The organism is Pseudonocardia sp. GCM10023141 (genome assembly GCF_042653605.1).
This window is the reverse complement of record NZ_JBHSIR010000067.1, coordinates 310,276-329,148: the sequence shown is the minus strand read 5'-3', so window position 1 is coordinate 329,148 and position 18,873 is coordinate 310,276. Positions and strand designations below refer to the sequence as shown.

General features: G+C 72.8%; 20 protein-coding genes. 9 read left to right on the top strand and 11 right to left on the bottom strand.

Annotated features, from left to right (window positions below):
* Positions 1-64: 64 nt before the first annotated feature.
* The 4 genes from ACFPFQ_RS39385 to ACFPFQ_RS39370 all read right to left on the bottom strand — a co-directional run bounded on the left by ACFPFQ_RS39385 (position 65) and on the right by ACFPFQ_RS39370 (position 3,368).
* Positions 65-418 carry a nuclear transport factor 2 family protein gene (locus ACFPFQ_RS39385; protein ID WP_379628267.1) on the bottom strand — a complete coding sequence of 118 codons (354 nt, stop codon included), beginning with the start codon at positions 416-418 and terminating at the stop codon, positions 65-67.
* Positions 415-1,644 carry an MFS transporter gene (locus tag ACFPFQ_RS39380; protein ID WP_379628265.1) on the bottom strand — a complete coding sequence of 410 codons (1,230 nt, stop codon included), beginning with the start codon at positions 1,642-1,644 and terminating at the stop codon, positions 415-417. The genes ACFPFQ_RS39385 and ACFPFQ_RS39380 overlap by 4 nt, the downstream gene beginning before the upstream one ends.
* 180 nt (positions 1,645-1,824) lie before the next feature.
* Entirely contained in the window at positions 1,825-2,028 is a 204-nt protein-coding gene (locus ACFPFQ_RS39375) for a cold-shock protein (RefSeq protein WP_379628263.1), read from the bottom strand.
* Positions 2,029-2,309: 281 nt separating this feature from the next.
* Positions 2,310-3,368: a 3-deoxy-7-phosphoheptulonate synthase gene (locus ACFPFQ_RS39370; RefSeq protein WP_379628261.1), complete on the bottom strand. Its 1,059-nt coding sequence runs from the start codon at positions 3,366-3,368 to the stop codon at positions 2,310-2,312.
* Positions 3,369-3,530: 162 nt separating this feature from the next.
* Between ACFPFQ_RS39370 and ACFPFQ_RS39365 the strand changes: the two genes are divergently transcribed.
* Positions 3,531-4,391, top strand: a complete 861-nt coding sequence (locus ACFPFQ_RS39365) for a LysR family transcriptional regulator (protein WP_379628259.1) — start codon at positions 3,531-3,533, stop codon at positions 4,389-4,391.
* A 97-nt stretch (positions 4,392-4,488) separates the two neighbouring features.
* Positions 4,489-4,638, top strand: coding sequence for a tautomerase family protein (locus ACFPFQ_RS39360; protein ID WP_379628257.1), 150 nt, complete (start codon positions 4,489-4,491; stop codon positions 4,636-4,638).
* A gap of 146 nt (positions 4,639-4,784) precedes the next feature.
* Here ACFPFQ_RS39360 and ACFPFQ_RS39355 read toward each other — a convergent pair whose 3' ends face one another.
* Entirely contained in the window at positions 4,785-5,471 is a 687-nt protein-coding gene (locus ACFPFQ_RS39355) for a DUF2848 domain-containing protein (RefSeq protein WP_379628256.1), read from the bottom strand.
* Positions 5,472-5,557: 86 nt separating this feature from the next.
* On the opposite strand from ACFPFQ_RS39355, the gene ACFPFQ_RS39350 reads away from it, so the two are divergent.
* Positions 5,558-6,880, top strand: a complete 1,323-nt coding sequence (locus tag ACFPFQ_RS39350; protein WP_379628254.1) for an MFS transporter — start codon at positions 5,558-5,560, stop codon at positions 6,878-6,880.
* On the opposite strand, the gene ACFPFQ_RS39345 is transcribed toward ACFPFQ_RS39350, so the two are convergent.
* Complete coding sequence (locus ACFPFQ_RS39345) at positions 6,852-7,499, bottom strand: GntR family transcriptional regulator (protein WP_379628252.1); 648 nt, start codon at positions 7,497-7,499, stop codon at positions 6,852-6,854. The two genes, ACFPFQ_RS39350 and ACFPFQ_RS39345, sit on opposite strands and share 29 nt — an antisense overlap.
* Before the next feature lie 31 nt (positions 7,500-7,530).
* On the opposite strand from ACFPFQ_RS39345, the gene ACFPFQ_RS39340 reads away from it, so the two are divergent.
* Positions 7,531-8,319, top strand: coding sequence for a carbon-nitrogen hydrolase family protein (locus ACFPFQ_RS39340; protein ID WP_379628302.1), 789 nt, complete (start codon positions 7,531-7,533; stop codon positions 8,317-8,319).
* Between the two features lie 462 nt (positions 8,320-8,781).
* Here ACFPFQ_RS39340 and ppk2 read toward each other — a convergent pair whose 3' ends face one another.
* From ppk2 to ACFPFQ_RS39315, 5 genes are read right to left on the bottom strand one after another with little or no spacing between them, the layout of a single operon-like run.
* Positions 8,782-9,588, bottom strand: a complete 807-nt coding sequence (ppk2, locus tag ACFPFQ_RS39335) for a polyphosphate kinase 2 (RefSeq protein WP_379628250.1) — start codon at positions 9,586-9,588, stop codon at positions 8,782-8,784.
* A gap of 19 nt (positions 9,589-9,607) precedes the next feature.
* On the bottom strand, positions 9,608-9,904 hold the full coding sequence (locus tag ACFPFQ_RS39330; protein WP_379628248.1) for a 4a-hydroxytetrahydrobiopterin dehydratase: 297 nt from the start codon (positions 9,902-9,904) through the stop codon (positions 9,608-9,610).
* Between the two features lie 18 nt (positions 9,905-9,922).
* Entirely contained in the window at positions 9,923-10,783 is an 861-nt protein-coding gene (locus ACFPFQ_RS39325; RefSeq protein WP_379628246.1) for an ABC transporter permease subunit, read from the bottom strand.
* Positions 10,780-11,730, bottom strand: a complete 951-nt coding sequence (locus tag ACFPFQ_RS39320; RefSeq protein WP_379628300.1) for an ABC transporter ATP-binding protein — start codon at positions 11,728-11,730, stop codon at positions 10,780-10,782. Before ACFPFQ_RS39320 ends, ACFPFQ_RS39325 begins: the two co-directional genes overlap by 4 nt.
* 35 nt (positions 11,731-11,765) lie before the next feature.
* Entirely contained in the window at positions 11,766-12,836 is a 1,071-nt protein-coding gene (locus ACFPFQ_RS39315) for a LolA family protein (RefSeq protein ID WP_379628244.1), read from the bottom strand.
* Positions 12,837-12,925: 89 nt separating this feature from the next.
* Here ACFPFQ_RS39315 and ACFPFQ_RS39310 point away from each other — a divergent pair, with 89 nt between their 5' ends.
* The 5 genes from ACFPFQ_RS39310 (at position 12,926) to typA (ending at position 18,800) form a co-directional block, all read left to right on the top strand.
* Entirely contained in the window at positions 12,926-13,606 is a 681-nt protein-coding gene (locus ACFPFQ_RS39310) for a response regulator transcription factor (protein ID WP_379628242.1), read from the top strand.
* On the top strand, positions 13,603-14,946 hold the full coding sequence (locus tag ACFPFQ_RS39305; protein WP_379628241.1) for a sensor histidine kinase: 1,344 nt from the start codon (positions 13,603-13,605) through the stop codon (positions 14,944-14,946). The genes ACFPFQ_RS39310 and ACFPFQ_RS39305 overlap by 4 nt, the downstream gene beginning before the upstream one ends.
* A gap of 157 nt (positions 14,947-15,103) precedes the next feature.
* Positions 15,104-15,931, top strand: a complete 828-nt coding sequence (locus tag ACFPFQ_RS39300) for a (deoxy)nucleoside triphosphate pyrophosphohydrolase (RefSeq protein ID WP_379628239.1) — start codon at positions 15,104-15,106, stop codon at positions 15,929-15,931.
* 75 nt (positions 15,932-16,006) lie between these two features.
* Positions 16,007-16,666, top strand: coding sequence for a type IV toxin-antitoxin system AbiEi family antitoxin (locus ACFPFQ_RS39295; RefSeq protein ID WP_379628237.1), 660 nt, complete (start codon positions 16,007-16,009; stop codon positions 16,664-16,666).
* 226 nt (positions 16,667-16,892) lie between these two features.
* Positions 16,893-18,800, top strand: a complete 1,908-nt coding sequence (gene typA, locus ACFPFQ_RS39290) for a translational GTPase TypA (protein ID WP_379628298.1) — start codon at positions 16,893-16,895, stop codon at positions 18,798-18,800.
* Positions 18,801-18,873 lie beyond the last annotated feature (73 nt).

Here is an 18,873-nt window from a genome sequence, read left to right as displayed (position 1 = left end):
ACCGCTCCGAACTCATCATCGCCGCGATCGTGTTATGGCTGCGCACCGGCTTACAGGACACGCCCTAGTCGTGCCCGGTGTGCTCCAGCGTGTAGCGGACGGTCTGGACGCTGATGCTGTCGCCGTCGAACACGAACGTGTCGACGCCGTCGGTGGCCTGGGTGGCGGCGGCGACCGCGCTCCAGGTGATGAACAGGACGTTGCCCTCGAAGATCTGCGTCGGCACGTCCCACGCTGCGGACGGCAGGTCGGACAGGAGCGCGGTGAACGCGGCGCGGACACCGTCCTTGCCGTGTTGCGTGCCGCTGGGGGAGATGAAGACGGCGTCGTCGGCGTAGTCGGCGACGATCTCGTCGATGTCGCCTGCCATCAGAGCCACCGCGTGGTGCTGGAAGATCTCCTGCGGAGTGCGCGTCATAGCTGTCTCCTTGCGCTAGCGGGCCATGTGACCAACCCTGGCCTCAACGTCCGGAGCTGTCCAGCAGCCCCGGCCAGCGCCAGCAGCAACGCCAGCCCGGCGGCGGCCGGCGCCACGGCGAATGCGCCCGCGCTGCCGTGCTGGTCGGCGAGCACTCCGGCGATCCCGCGGCCGGCCGCGGTGCCGGTCGGCCCGCCCGCGCACAGCGTCGCGATGGCGAGGCCGGCGCGGTGTCGCGGTGCCAGCCGTTCGGTCAGGGCGTAGAGGCTGATCATGTACGGCGCGATGGTGACGCTCAGGATGGCGACCGCGAGCGGCACCGCGAACCCGACGCCCACACCCAGCAGCGGTAGCGAGCCGAGCAGCAGCGTCGCGGCGAACACCAGGTAGCGGGCCCGCAGCGAGAAGCGGGCCGGGAGCAGGCCGCAGGCCATGCCGGCGACGGCGCTGCCGACCCCGAGCAGTGCGTAGATCAGCCCGGCCGCGTCCGGCCGTCCGGTGGTCTCCGCGTACACGGTCACACCGGTCTGAACGGCCCCGAACACCGCGCCCAGCGCGGCCATCGCCAGGAACAGCATCCCGAGATCTCGCCACGGCATGGGTTCCGGCGAGCCGGTGGTTTCCGCCAGGGCCGCCCGCTGCTGCGGTGGCGGGATCGCCGGCGGCCCGTAGCGCAGTGCGAACGGCAACGTGGCCGCCACGAGCAGCGCCGCGCCGGTCGCGAGCGGGACGATCGGACCGAACAGCCCCAGCGCGCCGACCAGGAACGGGCCGACCACCCAGCTCGTCTCGTCGGCGACGGTCTCGTAGGAGAGGGCGGCGGCGAGCTGTCCGGGCGCGCTGCGCTCGCGCAGGAGCCGCGACCAGTACACCCGCACGAGCGCGCCGGTCGGTGGCTGCGTGAGGCCTGCCAGTGCGGCGGCCGCCACGACGGCGGTTCGGTCGACGTCCACGGCGATGATCAGCCAGACGAGCGCGGCCGCGGTGCAGAGGGCACCCGCGGCTCCCACGACCGGATGGCCGTACCGGTCGGCGAGCGCTCCCAGCAGTGGCCCGCCGGCAGCGGAGGCCAGCCCCTGTGCGGCACCGGCGATGCCGGCGAACGCGAAGCTGCCCGTGGCCGAGGCGACGAACACCAGCGTGCCGAGCGGTGCGATGGGCAGGCGGGCCAGGAAGCCCAGAACGAAGAATCCGGGGTGCGCGAGGCGCAGCACGGCAGGCGACATCGGGCGTCTCCACAGATCGAGGAGACGCGCCGCCCACCACTGACGCGTCGAGACCCTGAGCAGTTCGGACGCTAGAAGGCGCCGCAGAGCCCGTCAACCGTCTCGTGCGCCGTGCGGCTCACCAACGGCAGGAGCCCGCCTCCCCGAGGGGAAGCGGGCTCCTGAACGAGCGTGTGAAAATCAGACGACGCGAACGCCCTGAGCCTGGGGGCCCTTCTGGCCCTGGCCGATCTCGAACTCCACGCGCTGCCCCTCGTCGAGGCTGCGGAAGCCACCGCCATCGATCTCGGAGTAGTGGACGAAGACGTCAGCGCCGCCCCCGTCGACCGAGATGAAGCCGTAGCCCTTCTCGCCGTTGAACCACTTCACGGTTCCCTGTGCCATGCGAACTGCTCCCTGCAGGTGAAATGGGCCCGCACCGTGCGGTCCCCGGCGGCCCCGGGCGCCCGCCTCTCTAGGCGAGCACCTGGACGTTCCTGCGAGCGTGCTGCACACGAACACCGAAACAACGACCGTTCACCACAACTCTGCCACGTCTTGGTGCCGAGCGGGGCATCAGGGGCATTCCTCCAGTTGGGTGGATCATTGCGAACGGGCGACGCCGAACGCCCGATCAGCGGCCTCGCAGGCGTTTTCTTAGTCCGTTGGAGTGAATGATCGGCGGTTCAGCGTCGAGCGGACACGCCTGCCGCGAGCTCGTCGAGCAGTGCGGCGGTGGTGTCCCAGTCCATGCAGGCGTCGGTGATGGACTGTCCGCGGGTCATGGTGGGGCCGAGGTTCTGGCGGCCGGCGACGAGGAAGCTCTCCAGCATCACCCCGGTGATGCCGCGTTCGCCGTCGGCGATGCGGGTGGCGATCTCGCGGGTGACCTCGGCTTGGCGGAGGTGGTCCTTGCCGCTGTTGCCGTGGCTGGCGTCGACGATGACCCGGGCGGGCAGGTCGGCTTTGGCGAGCAGCTGCAGGGCGGTCGTGACCGATGCCGCGTCGTGGTTGGGGCCGGTGGTGCCGCCGCGCAGGATCACGTGGCAGTCGGGGTTGCCGGAGGTGGTGATGAGCGCGGCGAGGCCGTCGGGGTTGATGCCCATGAACACGTGGCTGGCCGCGGCGGCGCCGACGCCGTCGATGGCGACCTGGATGTCGCCGTCGGTGCCGTTCTTGATCCCGACGGGCATGGACAGGCCGCTGCAGAGTTGGCGGTGGACCTGGCTGGCGGCGGTGCGGGCGCCGATGGCGCCCCAGGTCACGATGTCGGCGATGAACTGTGGGGTGATGGGGTCGAGGAACTCGCAGCCCACGGGCAGGCCCAGCGCGGTCACGTCGAGCAGGAGTGTGCGGGCGATGCGTAGCCCGGTGTTGACGTCGAAGGTGCCGTCGAGGTGTGGGTCGTTGATGAGGCCCTTCCAGCCGACGGTGGAGCGGGGCTTCTCGAAGTAGGTGCGCATGACGATGCGTAGTTCGTCGGCGGTCTTCTCAGCGTGGGTGGCGAGGCGGGTGGCGTAGTCGAGTGCGGCGTCGGGGTCGTGGATGGAGCAGGGTCCGACGATGACGAGGAGGCGGTCGTCGGTGCCGTCGAGGATGTCCTGGACCTCGGTGCGGGTGCGGGTGACGGTGTCGGCGACGGACCCGTCGATGGGCAGCTCGTGGCGCAGCAACGAGGGTGAGAGCAGCGGGCTGATCCGCGTGGTGCGGTGCTCGTCGAGTGCCGGGACGGCGATGAGCGACATGACGGGGGCTTCCTTTCGGCGACAGCCGCCCCGTCGAGATCCGCGAGCCGGCGTGTCGTCCGGCTCGTGGATGGAGGTTCAGTGCAGCGGTTGACCCGCCGGCCCATCCAGGGCCGGGGCGGTAAACCAGTACGCGCGCTGCATGCCGTCCACAATAGCGCCATGGAACTGCGGCAGCTCCAGTACGTCGTCGCCGTGGCCGAGGAATGTCACTTCGGACGGGCGGCCGAGCGGCTGCACATCGGCCAACCCGCCGTCGGCCAGCAGATCCGACGGCTGGAGCGGGAGCTCGGGGTCGCGCTGTTCGACCGCTCCCCGCGCCACGTGCGGCTCACGGAGGCCGGCCGGCGGTTCCTGCCGGCAGCACGAGACGTGGTCGCGGCCGCCGACCGAGCCCGCTTCGCCGCCGCCGGTACGGCGGTGCTGCGCCTCGGGCTGAGCGCGGGGCTCGGATCGCGCCTCGACCGCGTGCTGGCCGCGCTGCGGTCGCCGTCGCTGGTGGTGGAGCTGGAGACCGCGCCGACGGCGGTCCGGGTGGAGCGGGTGGCCGCGGGGCGCCTCGACGCGACGTTCGTGCGCGGACCCGCTGCGCACGCGCGGGTGCGGGCGCTGCCGGTGTGGCGCGACGAGCTGGTGGCGGCACTGCCCGCGGACCACCCGCTGGCGGCGGGGGCCGATGTCTCGCTGGTCGACCTCGCCGCTTTGCCGCTGCGGATGACGGCGCGCCGGAACAACCCGCCGCTCGTGGACCTGGTCCTCGCCGCCTGTCAGGACGCGGGGTTCGACCCGATCCCCGGCCCGCCCACCGACGCGGTGCCGGACCTGCTGGCGGGCATCGGGTTCGGGACGCCGATGTGGACGGTCATGTACGCGGCCCAGACGGAGGTGCTCGTGCCGCGCGGGGTCCGGTTCCTCCGGTTCCGCGGCGACGGGCTGTGGATCACCGCATCGCTCGTCGTGCGCCGCGGGGCACCGACGGCGCACCTCGACGCGCTGTTGCGGGCCTGCGATCACGAATCGTGATCGCTGTCGGTCCGGATCGCGCCTGGTTCGCGCGCGTACTCGGGCCTGGAATGGGTGGGCAAGCCCGACAACCCGCCCGTCCGTCCAAGGAGAACCGATGCCGATCGTCACCGTCCAGCAGGGTCCGCGCACGCCCGAGCTGCGCCGGGAGCTCGTCAAGAAGGTGACCGACGCGTTCGTCGACGCCCTGCAGATCCCGCCCGAGAGCGTGCAGGTCTGGATCCACGAGGTACCCACCGACGCCTGAGCATCGGGGGCAAGCTCCAGTCGGATCGGTAGGGGCCGCTGCCCGCTCGCTCCCGGACTGCTGCGATGTGGGGTGGGCGCTGCTGACGTTCAACTGCCGCTCGACGTCAGGAGGGACGCCCTGCTGGCATCCGGAGCGGCGGCGCGCTACCCGATCGGCTCCGGCATCCGCTCCACGGCGTAGGAGAGGTCGACCGTCTCCCCGCGCACCGGGTCGGTGAGCTCCACCCGCCACCGCGCCGCGAACTGGTCGACGCCCGGCAGCATCGCCACCGTGCCCGAGAGCAACACGGTGCCGGGCACCAGCAGGTCGGCCGCGTTCTCGAGCCAGTGCCGGGGCGACAGGAGCGCGGCGAGCGGCGAGTCCTGGATCAGCGTCTCCACGCCGTCGTCGGTGACCCAGGCGCGCAGGCGCAGCTCGTCGAGGTGGTCCTCGACGTCCACGAGACGCCAGGCGCGCCGCCCCAGCACGTCGGGGCCGGCGTTCTTGCTCCACGCGACTCCGTGCACCTCGAGGTCGCGGTCAGTGTGGTCGCAGGCCACCGTCAGCAGGAGGTCCTCGGGTGCCTCCCCGGCGACGACGAGCGCCCACTCGGCCTCGCCGGAGGTGCGTCCGTGCTGCACCGGGACGCCGTCGACCTGCGCGGCGAGGTAGGGCGCCACCGGGTAGAGCGCCGGTGTCACCGAGGGGGCCGGGACGCCCAGTTCGGCCAGTTCGGCGATGTGTGCCGCCACCTCGTCCTGGGCGCGGCCGGCGTAGCCGGCGTTGAGCAGTCGGGTCACCGTGACGGTGGCCTCGGAGCCGTCGGGAAGGGCGAAGACGAGCGGGGACATCGGTGATCCTTTCGTTTCAGGACTTGCGCATGCCACTTGTATACAGCAAGTATGACGATCTCGCCACACACTGAGGAGGCCTCCGCATGGCCGAGATCGACAGACGCTCGCTGGTCAAGGCGTTCACCGCGAGCCTCACCGGAACGTCGCTGGAGTGGTACGACTTCGCGGTCTACTCGGCCGCGGCCGCGCTCGTCTTCCCGCAACTGTTCTTCCCCGGCTCCGACCCGCTGACCGGCACGTTGCTGGCCTTCTCGACCTACGCCGTCGGTTACGTCTCGCGGCCGCTCGGCGGATTCCTGTTCGGCCGCCTCGGCGATGTCATCGGCCGCAAGCAGGTGCTGGTGGTGACGCTGCTGCTGATCGGTGCGGCCACGTTCCTCATCGGCCTGCTGCCCAGCTACGCGACGATCGGGGTGGCGGCGCCGATCATCCTGGTGCTGCTGCGGTTCGCCCAGGGCATCGGCGTCGGCGGCGAGTGGGGCGGCGCGGTGCTGCTCTCGAGCGAGTACGGCGATCCGCGCAAGCGCGGCTTCTGGTCGTCAGCGGCCCAGATCGGCCCGCCCGCGGGCAACCTGCTCTCCAACGGCGTGCTCGCGCTGCTGACCCTGATCATGTCCGATCAGGCGTTCCTGGACTTCGGCTGGCGGATCGCGTTCCTGCTGTCGGCCGTGCTCGTCGGATTCGGGCTGTGGATCCGGCTCAAGCTCGAGGACACACCCGTCTTCAAGGCGATCAAGGCCAGGGGCGACCGGCCGGACGCGCCGATCCTGGACGTCTTCCGGACGCAGCGCCGCGCGCTGCTCGCCGCGATCCTGTGCCGCATCGGGCCGGACGTCGCGTACGCGCTCTTCACCGTCTTCGTCCTGACCTACGGCACCACCGTGCTGGGGCTGGGCCGCGGTCAGGTGCTCACGGCCATCCTCATCGGGTCGGCCTGCCAGCTGGCGCTGATCCCGCTGGCCGGAGCGATCTCCGACCGGATCAATCGCCGTGTCGTCTACGGCGTCGCCGCGGCGGCGGCCGGCATCTGGCCGTTCGTGTTCTTCCCGTCGATCTCCGGCGGCTCGATGCCGCTGCTGGTCGTCGGCACCGTCGTCGGGCTCGCCCTGCACTCGTTCATGTACGGGCCGCAGGCCGCGTTCATCACCGAGCAGTTCTCCGCCCGGCTGCGCTACACCGGCAGCTCGCTGGCCTACACGATCGCCGGCGTGTTCGGCGGCGCCGTCGCCCCGCTGGTGTTCACGGCGCTGCTGAGCGGCACCGGGACGTGGGTGCTGGTGGCGGGCTACGTGGCGGTCGCCGCGCTCGTGACGCTGGGTGGCCTGGCGCTGGGTCGCAATCCCGACCCGGCCGAGGACGAGGCCTACCTCGCGGTGTTCACGACTCCAGGAACAGCTGCAGCGTGATCCGCAGATGATCGTCGATCGCCGCGTGGGCGGCCGGCTCGTCGCCTGCCGCCAGCGCGTCCACGATGCGCCGGTGTTCCGTGCAGACGGCCAGCCTGCGGTCGGCCGTGCGGAACAGCGCGGCGACGCCGACGCGGACCTGCCGGGTGCGCAGGCTCGCGTAGGTGCGGGCGATCAGGTCGCTGCCCGCCGCATCCACGAGCGCCTGGTGGAACCGGCGATCCCACTCGATGAACTGCTGGGCGTCCGGGGCGGCGGCGGGATCGATCATCCGTTCCTGCTCGGCGAGCGCGGCGCCGATCTCCTCCAACGGCACCGTCCCGGCCCTGAGCGTGACGGTGGCGGCGTGGCGCTCGAGCAGGCTGCGCAGCTCCATCAACTCCTTGATCTGCCGGCCCGACAGCGGCGGGACGTAGGCTCCCCGCTTGGGCACCATCTCGATCAGGCCGTCGGCCGCCAGCAGGAGCATGGCCTCCCGCACCGGAGTGCGCGAGACGCCGATGGCCTGCGCGAGCTCCACCTCGTTGAGGAAGGTGCCCTGCACTCCCGGGTCCACCAGCACGACCTCGCGCAGGTGGCGATAAGCACGGTCCCGGCCCGACCCCCGCACGTCCTGCATGCAGTAGGTATACATCAATCGGAGGCCCGTGTTGCGCATCGCTCTCGCCCAGATCGCGTCCACCCCCGACGTGGCGCACAACCTCGGCCTCATCGCGGACGGGGTGGCCCGCGCGGCCGCGGCGGGCGCTGAGCTCGTCGTCTTCCCGGAAGGGGCGATGTGCTGCTTCGGCGTGCCGCTCGGGCCGGTGGCCGAACCGCTCGACGGCCCCTGGGCCACGCGGGTGCGCGCGCTCGCGGCCGACGCCGGCGTGACCGTCGTGGCCGGCATGTTCACCCCGGCCGACGGCGACCGCGTGCACAACACGCTGCTGGCCACCGGCGGTGGCGTCGAGGCGCGCTACGACAAGATCCACCTGTTCGACGCGTTCGGGTTCGCCGAGTCCCGCACGGTCGCGCCGGGCACGACGCCGGTGTCGATCGCGGTCGGCGGCGTCACCGTCGGCCTCGCCACCTGCTACGACCTGCGCTTCCCCGGGCTGTTCCAGAAGCTGGCGGGCGACGGCGCGTCGGTGATCGCCGTCCCGGCGTCGTGGGGAGACGGTCCCGGCAAGCGCGAGCAGTGGGACCTGCTGGTGCGAGCCAGGGCTCTCGACAGCACCTCGTTCGTCGCGGCCTGCGGGCAGGCCGACCCGTGGACGATCGGCCGCGACCCCCGTGGGGCTCCGGCCGGGATCGGCGCGAGCGCGGTGGCCGGGCCGCTCGGGGCGTTCGTCGGGCAGCTCGACACGGCACCGGACCTGCTGGTGGTGGACCTGGACCTGGACGAGGTCGCCGCCGCGCGCAAGACCGTGCCGGTGCTGGTGAACCGGCGGTTCTGAGTGCGGCGCCAAGTCACGGCGGGGCCCGTGCCTGGTTGCTGGAAAGCCACTTTGCTGCAACGTCGTTGCGGCAAAGTGGCTTTCCTGCCATCGCCGTGCGAAGGCGGCCTACCAGCGGGACCTACCGGGAACCGCACCCGACACCCCCGCGCCGGCCCCGTTGCGAGAGCCCGCCGCGCCGGGCGAGTGATCAACGCCCACCGGTTCCGGTTCGATCATGAGCCAGTGCGCGCTCGACCACCGGCGCGAAGATCAACGCCCACTGGGTCATGGTCAACACCGAACCAGTGGGCGTTGATCACCCCACCCGCACCGCAGCGCCCCACGCCGGGCCCTCCTGTTGATCTGCCGGCCCGGCGACGGCGCCGTAGCGCGGGGCACGCCCCCCATCCGCAGCCGACGTCCCGTTCTCAGCTTCCATGGCGGCCGAAGGCCATGACGGACTTCCTGCAACCGGAGGTCCTACGGCGCCAACAGCGTCGCGGCGTGGTCGGGCACCTCGTGGAACAGCTCCCGGGGCGGCCGCTCGTAGCCCCGGGTCGGGGGCCGCTCGGGCAGCTCCAGCTCGCGCGAGGGCACCTGCTCCCACGCCACGCTGGACAGCAGGTGGGCGATCATGTTGATCCGCGCCCGGCGCTTGTCCTCGGCCTCCACCACGAACCACGGCGACTCGCGCGTGTCGGTGTGGGCGAACATCTCGTCCTTCGCCTGCGAGTAGTCCTCCCAGCGGCTGATCGACTCGAGGTCCATCGGGGAGAGCTTCCACTGGCGCATCGGGTCGGTCATCCGCGAGCGGAACCGCTTCTCCTGCTCCCCGTCGCTGACCGAGAACCAGTACTTGCGCAGCTGGATCCCGTCCTCGACCAGCAGCTGCTCGAACACCGGGCACTGCCGCAGGAAGCGCGCGTACTCGTCGGGCGTGCAGAAGCCCATCACGCGCTCGACTCCGGCGCGGTTGTACCAGCTGCGGTCCAGCAGCACGATCTCACCGGCCGCCGGCAGGTGGTCGACGTAGCGCTGGAAGTACCACTGCGAGCGCTCGCGCTCCGACGGCGCCGGCAGCGCCACGACACGGCAGATGCGCGGGTTGAGGTACTCCGTGATCCGCTTGATCGCCCCGCCCTTGCCGGCGGCGTCGCGCCCCTCGAACACGACGACGAGCCGGGTGCCGCTCGTGCGCACCCACTCCTGCATGTGCACGAGCTCACCCTGCAGGCGCAGCAGTTCCTCTTCGTAGGGCTTGCGCGGCAGTCGCGGCGTAGACGTCATCCGGACAGTGTCGCAACCCTCAGCCACCGCCGGCGGCGATCTCGGCCGAGATCGCCCCGCAGAGCACCACATCGAGGTCGGTGATGCCGCCCTTGGAGTGCGTCGAGCAGCGGAACGTCAGCGTGCGCCAGCGGATGTCGATGTCGGGGTGGTGGTCCTGCGACTCGGCGATCTCGGCGACGCGGCCCACCACCGCGATGGCGGCCGGGAAGCTCGGCAGCTCGGCGGTGCGCACCAGCGCGTCACCATCGCGTTCCCAGCCGGCGAGATCGTCGAGCGCTGCGGTGACGGCGGCATCGTCCAGGAGTTCGGCCATGCCGCCATCATCGCGCGATCAGGCGTCGCGGCGCAGCATCCGGTACACGGTGAGCCCGCCGCCGACCGCGGCGTAGCAGAGCGCCCGCAGCGAGCTCTGGATCATGCCGTCGAACGGGACGGGGTCGCGCAGCGCGTCGGTGCCCGCCGACCAGCCCGACGTCAGCAGGTAGGGCTGCAGCCAGTCCAGCGTCGGGATCGCCGAGAGCACGCCGAACACGATCAGCCCGCCCAGCACCGACGCGAGCACGACGAGCGGGTGCTCGGTGACCGCGGAGATCGCCATCGCGATCGCGCCGACGGCCACGAGCTGCCCGACGGTCCACAGCACGACGAGCGCGATCCGCCCGATCGCGGAGCCGAGCCCGACCGACGTGCCCGACAGCGTGACGAGCTGACCCTCCGCACCGCCGATGACCACCAGCCCGGCGAGCAGGCCGACGGCCGCGATCACCACCGTGGCGAGCACCGCCACGACGAGCACGCCGAAGGCCTTCATCCCCACCAGCCGCAACCGGCTGACCGGGGAGAGCAGCAGCCCGCGCAGCGTGCCGCTGGCGGCCTCGCCAGCGATGGCGTCGGCCGCCGACATGGCGACGGCCAGCGGCAGCAGCAGGGTGAGTGCCAACGTCATCGCGACAACGGGCAGCACCAGCCCGTTGCCGCCGATGGCGGCGATCAGCCCACCCCCGGGGCCACCCGCCCGCCCCGCCGTGGCGACGCCGATCGCGATCAGGACCGGGATCAGCGCGAAGATGCCCAGCAGCACCAGCGTGCGCGGCCGCCGCAGCACCCACCGGACCTCGGCCGCGAGCAACCGGCCGAGCGGGGCCTGGCGGGGTGACCGGGGCACCACGTCGCTCGCCACTGCGGCGGTCATGCCGTCTCCTCCGTGAGCCGTGCGAACAGCTCGTCCAGGTTGGCCCGGGTGCGCCGGGCCTCGTGCACCGCGACGCCCGCGCGCACCAGCAGCGCGACCACCTCCGGCGTCGGCGGCCCGTCCTCGCCGACGACAACGGCCGGCTCGTCGCCCTCGTCCAGGTACGCGGTGGCGCCCGCGGCGCGCAGCGTCCGGATCGCCAGCTCGACGTCGGGTGTGACCACGACGAGCCCGCCCGTGCCCGTGTCGAGCAGCGTGCGCAGCTCACCGGCGGCCACCAGCGAGCCGGCCTGCAGCACGGCGACGTGCGTGCAGGTGGCCTCCACCTCGGCGAGCAGGTGCGACGACACGATGACCGTGGCGCCACCGGCGTGCAGCTCCGCGATGATCCGCCGCACGTCGCGGGTGCCGGCCGGGTCGAGCCCGTTGGTCGGCTCGTCGAGCACCACGAGCCTGCGGGGGATCAGCAGCGCCGCGGCCAGCCCGAGCCGTTGCTTCATGCCGAGCGAGTAGCCGCGGAACCGCCGGTCGGCGGCGTCGGCGAGCCCGACGCGTTCCAGCGCGATCCCGACGGAGTCGGCGATGTCGGCGGAGGCCAGCAGCGGCTCGGTCGCGGCCACCCGCGTCAGGTTCTCGCGCCCGGACAGGAACGTGTGGAACCCCGGACCCTCCACGAGCGCCCCGACGTGGGGCAGTGCGAGCTCGGCGGCGTCCGGGACCGCGTGGCCGAGCAGCTCGGCGGTGCCGGACGTGGGCCGGGTCAGCCCCAGCAGCATGCGGATCAGCGTGGTCTTGCCCGACCCGTTGGGGCCCAGCATGCCCAGCACCGAGCCGGCCGGGACGGCGAGATCGATCCCGTCGACCGCCACCGTCGAGCCGAACACCTTGCGCAGGGCCGAGGCCCGCGCCGCGAACGCCGTGCCGGCGATGGCTTCCACCGCCGGCACGATAGCGACGTCGGACTCGACCGTGGGGGACGTCGTCACTTCGCGAGCGCTTCGGTCAGCACCTGCTCGGGAACGGCGCCCACGGCGATCCGGCCGTCGTCGGTGATGATCGCGCTGCCGACCGCGGTGGAGATCAGCGTGCCCTTGCCCCAGGTGCCCGAGACCGGGGTGCCGAGCGCCGCGAGGTTCGGCATCGCGCCGCCGGGACGCGCACCCTCGGGAGCGGGGGACTTCGTCGCGTCCTGCGCAGGCATCTTCGCCACGAGGACGGTGTCCCAGCCGTCACCGACGGCAGTGGGCTCGGCACCCCCGACCTTCTCCGGCTTGCCTGCGGGCGCGCCCGCAGGCGCCTTCGGCTCCTCGACGGTGGCACCGGGCGGCGGCGTGAACGTGAACAGCGCGGGGTCCTGTGCCCCGAACGTCAGGTCGGTGAAGCCGATCTGCAGCGCCGGGGTGGTGGAGCCGTTGGCCAGCACGGTCAGCCGCAACGGGGTGCGCTTCTCGGCGTCCACCGCGATGCGGACCTCCCGCAGCAGCGTGCGCTCCGACGGCGCGGGCGCGAGCACCAGCTCGTAGGCGGCGTGCCCGGCGACCTCGGCGGTGCCGTCGACGCGGATCTGGCTGGTGGCCTGCAGCGCCCCGAGCGCGGTGACGGCGGCCTCGGCGGGGTTGGCCGCCGCCGCCTCCGGCGCGATCTTGTCCTTGCCCTCGGGGGCCTTGGTGACCTTCTTGCCGTCGGAGTTCCATGACCAGAGCGTCTGGCCGTCGGCGACGAAGGACTGCTCCCCGCTCGCCGTCGGCAGCTGCAGGCGGCCGCGACCGTCCCCGTCGGACCAGACCCGCACGGTGCTGGAGCCGTTGGCGGCCTGCGGGAGGTTGGGCAGTGCCGGGAGCCCGAGGGCGTTGGTGATCGTGACGGTGCCGCCGAACGGACCGGGGTGGGCCGCGAGCACCGAGCTGACCAGGTCTTCCGCCGACACCGGTGGCAGCGCGGGCGCGGCGCCCGCACCCGCCGGGATCGCGATCAGACCCAATCCCACGATGCCTGCCACCGCGATGCCCGCTGCTGCTGTCCGTCCGGCCCTGCCCGATACCCGCATTCCCATGTGCCCAGCCTGACTGATGCGTGCTGAGAGTGTTCTGAGGTGCTGAGAGGGGTCTGAGGACGGTGGTCCCTGTAGCGTCCCGTCGCGAGATGGCACGCGTGCTGGTGGTCGACGACGAACCGGGGATCCGGACGGCGGTGGCGCGCGGCCTGACGGCGGAGGGCATGGAGGTCGTCGCCCTCTCCGACGGCCCGTCGGCGCTCGCCTCGGCACTCACCGGCAGCTTCGACGCGATCGTGCTCGACATCATCCTTCCGGGCCTGTCCGGCTATCGGGTGCTGGAGCAGCTGCGTGCCGCCGGCGTCGACACCCCGGTGCTGCTGGTGTCGGCGAAGGACGGCGAATGGGACCAGGCCGACGGGCTGGACCTGGGCGCCGACGGCTACCTCGTCAAGCCGTTCGCCTTCGTGGTGCTGGTGGCGCAGCTGCGCGCGATGCTGCGCCGCCGCGACGCCGCGCTGGGCCGCACCGGGCAGCGGGTGCGGCTCGGCTCACTCGTCGTCGACCCCGTCGCCCGCTCGGTGAGCTGGGACGGCGAGTCGGTAGAGCTGTCGCCGCGCGAGTTCGCGCTGCTGCACGCGCTGGCCAGCCGCCCGGACACCGCCGTCGCCAAGGACGAGCTGCTGCGCATGGTCTGGGGCGACGAGCAGGCCGCGAGCCGCAACGTCGTCGAGGTCTACGTCGGGTACGTGCGACGCAAGCTCGAGGCGGTCGGCGCCGAGCACGTGCTCAAGACGGTGCGCGGCTTCGGCTACATCGTCAGCTCGTGAGCGGGCGGGCGCGGCTGCGGGATCGCCTGCGCCGCTGGTGGGCGGCCCGTACCCTGCGCTCCCGGATCACGCTGGTGGTCGGCACCGTCGGGCTGGTCGCGCTGCTGGGCCTCAGCCGGGTCGGTGCCGGGCTGCTCTACGACGCGATGCTCGGCGCCGCCGACGTCGAGCTGCGCGACAAGGCGACGGCCGTTGCCGTGCAGGTCTCGGCTGGCACCCCGCCCACGGCGCTGCGCACGCCTGCGGTGCGGGTGCTCGACACGGCGGGCACGCCGGTCGACGGCGGCCCACCGGTGTCGCTGCGGGAGATGCAGCTGCGGCGCGTCGCGAGCGGTGACGCGGTCGTCGAGGTGAACGGGTCGGAGATCAGCCGGTGGGTGGCGGCGTCCGCGGTTGCGCCGGACGGGTCCACGCGGCTCGTCGTCGCCTCCACGGACCTCGTCGGCGGCGCGGTGCTGCTCGGCCGGGCCATCGGGGGCTTCCTGCTCGGCGGGCTGGTGGTGGCGCTGGTCGTCGCGCTCGCGGCGTGGGTCGCGACGCGGGCAGCACTGCGTCCGGTGGACCGGATGCGGGCGGCCGCCGCCGCGCTGCCACCGGGCGAACGCCTGCCCGTCCCGCCCGCGCGGGACGAGCTGCGCGCGCTCGCCGAGGAGATCAACCTGCTGCTGGCTCGCCGCGACGACGCCGTCGCCCGGCTGGAGCGCTTCACCGGCGACGCCGCCCACGAGCTGCGGTCGCCGGTGGCGGCGATCCGCGCGCAGGCGGAGGTGGCCGTCGCCCACCCGGACCCGGAGCTGGTCGAGGAGACGCTGCGCTCGGTCGCAGACGAGGCCGCGCGCCTCTCGACGCTGCTGGCCGATCTGATGGCGCTGGCGCGTGCCGACGCCGGCCAGCGGCTGCCGTCGCAGCCGGTGGACCTGGTGGCCGCGGCGAGCGCCGCGATGGTGCGGGCGGAGGTCCCCGGCGTCGACGGGCCGGTGCTGGCGCTCGTGGCGCCGACCCCGGCGACGGTCGCTGCCAGCCCGTCGGAGGTCGGGCTGGTGCTGGACAACCTGGTGTCCAACGCCCGGCGCCACGCCCGCTCGCTGGTGCGGATCAACGTGCTGCCGGCCGGCCGCTGGGTGCGGCTGGTGGTGGAGGACGACGGGCCCGGCATCCCGGCGGCGGACCGGCAACGGGTCTTCGACCGGTTCCTGCGGCTCAACCCGGAGGCGGGTGGGGGAGCGGGGCTCGGGCTCGCGCTGGTCGCGGCGCTGGTGCAGGGCCGGGGTGGCACGGTGACGGCCGGTGCGACCCCGGGTGGCGGGGCGCGGATCGAGGTGCGGTGGCCGGCGGGGTGAGATGGGCCGCGGTTGGGCGGCCACAAGGTTCCATGTGGCGGTTGCCGACTCCGCTGGCGAGCCACAAGGTTCCATGAGGCACCGGACGGGCGGCCCCGGGCAGCCACCAGATCCGGGTGCCACCCAACCCCCCACCCCGTGCTGCGACGATCACCCCGTGCCCGTGCTGCGTTCGACTGTCCTGATCGACGCCGAGCCCCGCACCGTGGCGGGCCTGCTGCGTGACGTCGCGACCTGCACCGCAGCCTTCGAGCGCGCCGGTCACCGATGCGAGGCCGACAGCCGGCTGCTCTCACCCGGCGACGAGCTGCGGGTCCGGGTCGCGGTCCTCCCCGGCCTGCGGATCGCCGTGTCGCTCGTCGTGCGGTCGATCTCCGACGCGGGCATGGTCGCGGTGTCCGCGGGCGGCCACACCCGTGCCGCGCTCACCACCACGCTGACCGCGACCGGCGCCGGCACGCTGCTCATGGACGAGCTGCGCTGGGTGTCGCCGCTGGGCCCGCCCGGAGACGTCGTGCTGGTCCGGCGGCTCGTCCTGCGGCTGCTGGCGGCTCGCTCCGCCGTGCTTGTCGAGCAGGCCGCAGCGCTGGCCGCTCGCCCGGTCGTCGTGGCCACCGCGCTGGTCCGCGATGGTCGGGTGCTGGCCGCGCAGCGCACCCGGCCGCCCGAGCTCGCCGGCCGCTGGGAGCTGCCGGGCGGGCGGGTCGAGAGCGGGGAGTCCGAACCGGACGCCGTCGTGCGGGAGTGCACCGAGGAGCTGGGCACCACGGTCCGCGTCATCGGGCGGTTGGGCACCGATCTCCCCATCGACGCGGGCGTCCTGCGGGTGCACGTCGCCGAGCCGGCGCCGGGCGCGCCCGAGCCGCAGGCGCTCGAGCACTCCGCGCTGCGCTGGGTCGCACCCGCCGAGCTCGCGCACGTGGAGTGGGTGGCGGCCGACCGCGCGGTGCTGCCGGAACTGGGTGCGCTGCTGCGCCAACCCTGACCGGGAGGCAGCGCCGGGCGTTCGCAGCTGCAACCGTTGGGGAACCGACCGGCCGCGCCCACCGTCTCACCCGGCATGTCCATCGACGCCATCCTCACCCGGCAGGCCGGCGTGATCAGCCGCGCGCAGGCGCTGGCGGCGGGCATCACCCCGGGCGCCGTCGACCGGTGCGTCCGCGTCCGGCACTGGCTGCCCCTGCACCCGCGGGTCTACCTCGTGGGCGTCCCCGCCGATCCGGACGAGGTGCGCGTGCGCTCCGCGCTGCTGTGGGCCGGGCCCGCCGCGGTGCTCGGCGGTGCCGCGGCGGCCTGGTGGCACGGCCTGCTCGGCAGCGCTCCCACCACGCTGGCGATCACCGTGCCCGGCCGGCGCGCCGGGGCCCGACCGGGGGTGCTGGTGCACCGTCGCGTGCTCGCCGCCGCCGACGTCACCACCTGCCGCGGCATCGCCGTCACGGCCGAAGCGCTGACGGCCGTCGAGGCGGCCGTCGAGCTGGGGCCGTGCGGGGCGGCGTTGCTGGACCGGTGGCTGCGCCGGGGCGTTGGGCTCGGCGACGTCGAGGAGGCACTTCGACGCAACCCCGGCTCGGCCGCCGCCTCCCGGGTGCTCGCCGCCGCGGTCGAGCGCCGCGCCCGTCACATCCGCTGCCGATCGCCCCGCCATGACGTGATCTCGGACACGTCGAGATGGGATCATGGCCCGACGAACGGTCCCTCCGGCCTGCGATCGGGGTGAGCGGCGCCACCGCCACGGCCTGCCGGAATACCGCCCGGCCCGCGATCATTGCCGCTCGTCGCGCCGAAACGGGGGATCGGTTCAGAAAACCGCGCCGCAAGTCCGGACATGCCGGTCGGCCGAACGCGTTGGGCCGTCCGGCTCGTGGAGTGAGGCTATGCTCATATTTGGGCGGTTCCGGCCTCCGGACGGGCTACCTTGAACTGTGAGCACTGCAGCATCCACCATCGCGGCCCCCGCCGACCAGTCTCGCGCGAGCCGTGGCACGGAAGCGCAGTTGCGCAACGTTGCCATCGTCGCGCACGTCGACCACGGTAAGACCACCCTCGTCGACGCCATGCTCCGCGCCTCTGGCGCCTTCGGTGAGCGCGCCGCCGTTGTCGATCGAATCATGGATTCGGGCGATCTCGAGCGCGAAAAGGGCATCACCATCCTCGCCAAGCACACGGCGATCAACTGGCACGGCATGACGCTCAACGTCGTCGACACCCCCGGCCACGCCGACTTCGGTGGCGAGGTCGAGCGCGGCCTGTCGATGGTCGACGGTGTCGTCCTGCTGGTCGACGCGAGTGAAGGCCCCCTCCCGCAGACCCGTTTCGTCCTGCGCAAGACGCTCATCGCCGGCCTCCCGGTCGTGCTGGTGGTCAACAAGACCGACCGGCCCGACGCCCGGATCGCCTCCGTCGTCGACGAGAGCCTCGAGCTGCTGCTCGAGCTCGCCGACGAGCTGGAGCTCGACGAGACGATGACGTCGCACCTGCTCGATCTGCCGGTCGTCTACGCGTCCGGCCGCTCCGGCCGCGCGTCCCGCAACCGGCCCGCCGACGGTGAGCAGCCCGACGAGCCCGGCCTCGAGTCGCTGTTCGACGTCATCGCCGAGACGGTCCCGCCGCCCGCCGACGACGTCAACGCGCCCCTGCAGGCGCACGTCACCAACCTCGACGCCACGCCGTTCCTCGGCCGCATCGCGCTGTGCCGCATCCGCGCGGGTGTCATCCGCCGCGGTCAGCAGGTCGCGTGGTGCACCGCCGACGGCAAGACCACGCGCGTCAAGATCACCGAGCTGCTGCGCACCGAGGCGCTCACCCGCGTGTCGGCCGAGTCGGCCAGCGCGGGCGACCTCGTCGCCGTCGCCGGCATCCCCGAGGTCACCATCGGCGACACGCTCGCCGACCCGGAGAACCCCGTCGCACTGCCGCGCATCCACGTGGACGAGCCGGCCATCTCCGTCACCATCGGCATCAACACGAGCCCACTGGTGGGTCGCGACCCGCACCCGGGCACGAAGCTCACCGCCCGCCAGGTCAAGGGCCGGCTGGATTCCGAGCTGGTCGGCAACGTGTCGCTGCGCGTGCTGCCCACCGAGCGCCCCGACTCGTGGGAGGTGCAGGGCCGAGGCGAGCTGGCGCTGGCCATCCTCGTCGAGACGATGCGCCGCGAGGGCTTCGAGATGACGGTCGGCAAGCCCGAGGTCGTCACGAAGACCGTCGAGGGCAAGGTCCACGAGCCGTTCGAGCAGCTCTCGGCCGACGTCCCCACCGAGCACCTCGGCCCGGTCACGCAGCTGCTCTCGGCCCGCAAGGGCGAGCTGGTCAACCTGGTGCACGGCGACACCCGCGTGCGCATGGACTACCGGGTCCCGTCGCGCGGCCTGATCGGCTTCCGCACCGAGTTCCTCACGATCACCCGCGGCGCGGGCATCGTCAGCCACGTCTTCGACGGCTACGGCCCGTGGGTCGGCGAGATCAACAACCGCCTCCGCGGTTCGCTGATCGCCGATCGCTCCGGCCCGGTCACCGGCTACGCGGTCGACGCGCTGTCGGACCGCGGCGTGCTGTTCGTCGGGCCGGGCACGCTCGTCTACGACGGCATGGTCATCGGCGAGTACACGCGCAACGAGGACCTCGAGGTCAACATCGTGCGCGAGAAGAAGCTCACCAACATGCGCAAGTCCACGAGCGACGAGCTCGTGAAGCTGACGCCGCCCACCATCCTCACGCTCGAGCAGGCGCTGGAGTTCTGCGCCAACGACGAGTGCGTCGAGGTCACGCCGGAGTCGGTGCGCATCCGCAAGGTCGAGCTCGACTCGCACCTGCGTGGCCGCGCGCGCTCGCGCGCGAAGGCGGCCGGCTGAGTCCGGAAGCAATGCGTATGAGGCACCGGGAACCGCACGCTCGACGCGGTCTCCGGTGCCTTTTCCATGCCTG

Bases quoted from the DNA above. Each gene is read 5' to 3' on its own strand.
- ACFPFQ_RS39295 (WP_379628237.1), top strand. From the start codon at position 16,007: ATGTCCATCGACGCCATCCTCACCCGGCAGGCCGGCGTGATCAGCCGC.
- ACFPFQ_RS39380 (WP_379628265.1), bottom strand. From the start codon at position 1,644: ATGTCGCCTGCCGTGCTGCGCCTCGCGCACCCCGGATTCTTCGTTCTG.
- ACFPFQ_RS39355 (WP_379628256.1), bottom strand. From the start codon at position 5,471: ATGTCCCCGCTCGTCTTCGCCCTTCCCGACGGCTCCGAGGCCACCGTC.
- ACFPFQ_RS39310 (WP_379628242.1), top strand. From the start codon at position 12,926: ATGGCACGCGTGCTGGTGGTCGACGACGAACCGGGGATCCGGACGGCG.
- ACFPFQ_RS39345 (WP_379628252.1), bottom strand. From the start codon at position 7,499: ATGCAGGACGTGCGGGGGTCGGGCCGGGACCGTGCTTATCGCCACCTG.
- ACFPFQ_RS39350 (WP_379628254.1), top strand. From the start codon at position 5,558: ATGGCCGAGATCGACAGACGCTCGCTGGTCAAGGCGTTCACCGCGAGC.
- ppk2 (WP_379628250.1), bottom strand. From the start codon at position 9,588: ATGACGTCTACGCCGCGACTGCCGCGCAAGCCCTACGAAGAGGAACTG.
- ACFPFQ_RS39360 (WP_379628257.1), top strand. From the start codon at position 4,489: ATGCCGATCGTCACCGTCCAGCAGGGTCCGCGCACGCCCGAGCTGCGC.
- ACFPFQ_RS39330 (WP_379628248.1), bottom strand. From the start codon at position 9,904: ATGGCCGAACTCCTGGACGATGCCGCCGTCACCGCAGCGCTCGACGAT.
- ACFPFQ_RS39385 (WP_379628267.1), bottom strand. From the start codon at position 418: ATGACGCGCACTCCGCAGGAGATCTTCCAGCACCACGCGGTGGCTCTG.
- ACFPFQ_RS39325 (WP_379628246.1), bottom strand. From the start codon at position 10,783: ATGACCGCCGCAGTGGCGAGCGACGTGGTGCCCCGGTCACCCCGCCAG.
- ACFPFQ_RS39315 (WP_379628244.1), bottom strand. From the start codon at position 12,836: ATGGGAATGCGGGTATCGGGCAGGGCCGGACGGACAGCAGCAGCGGGC.
- ACFPFQ_RS39375 (WP_379628263.1), bottom strand. From the start codon at position 2,028: ATGGCACAGGGAACCGTGAAGTGGTTCAACGGCGAGAAGGGCTACGGC.
- ACFPFQ_RS39365 (WP_379628259.1), top strand. From the start codon at position 3,531: ATGGAACTGCGGCAGCTCCAGTACGTCGTCGCCGTGGCCGAGGAATGT.
- ACFPFQ_RS39370 (WP_379628261.1), bottom strand. From the start codon at position 3,368: ATGTCGCTCATCGCCGTCCCGGCACTCGACGAGCACCGCACCACGCGG.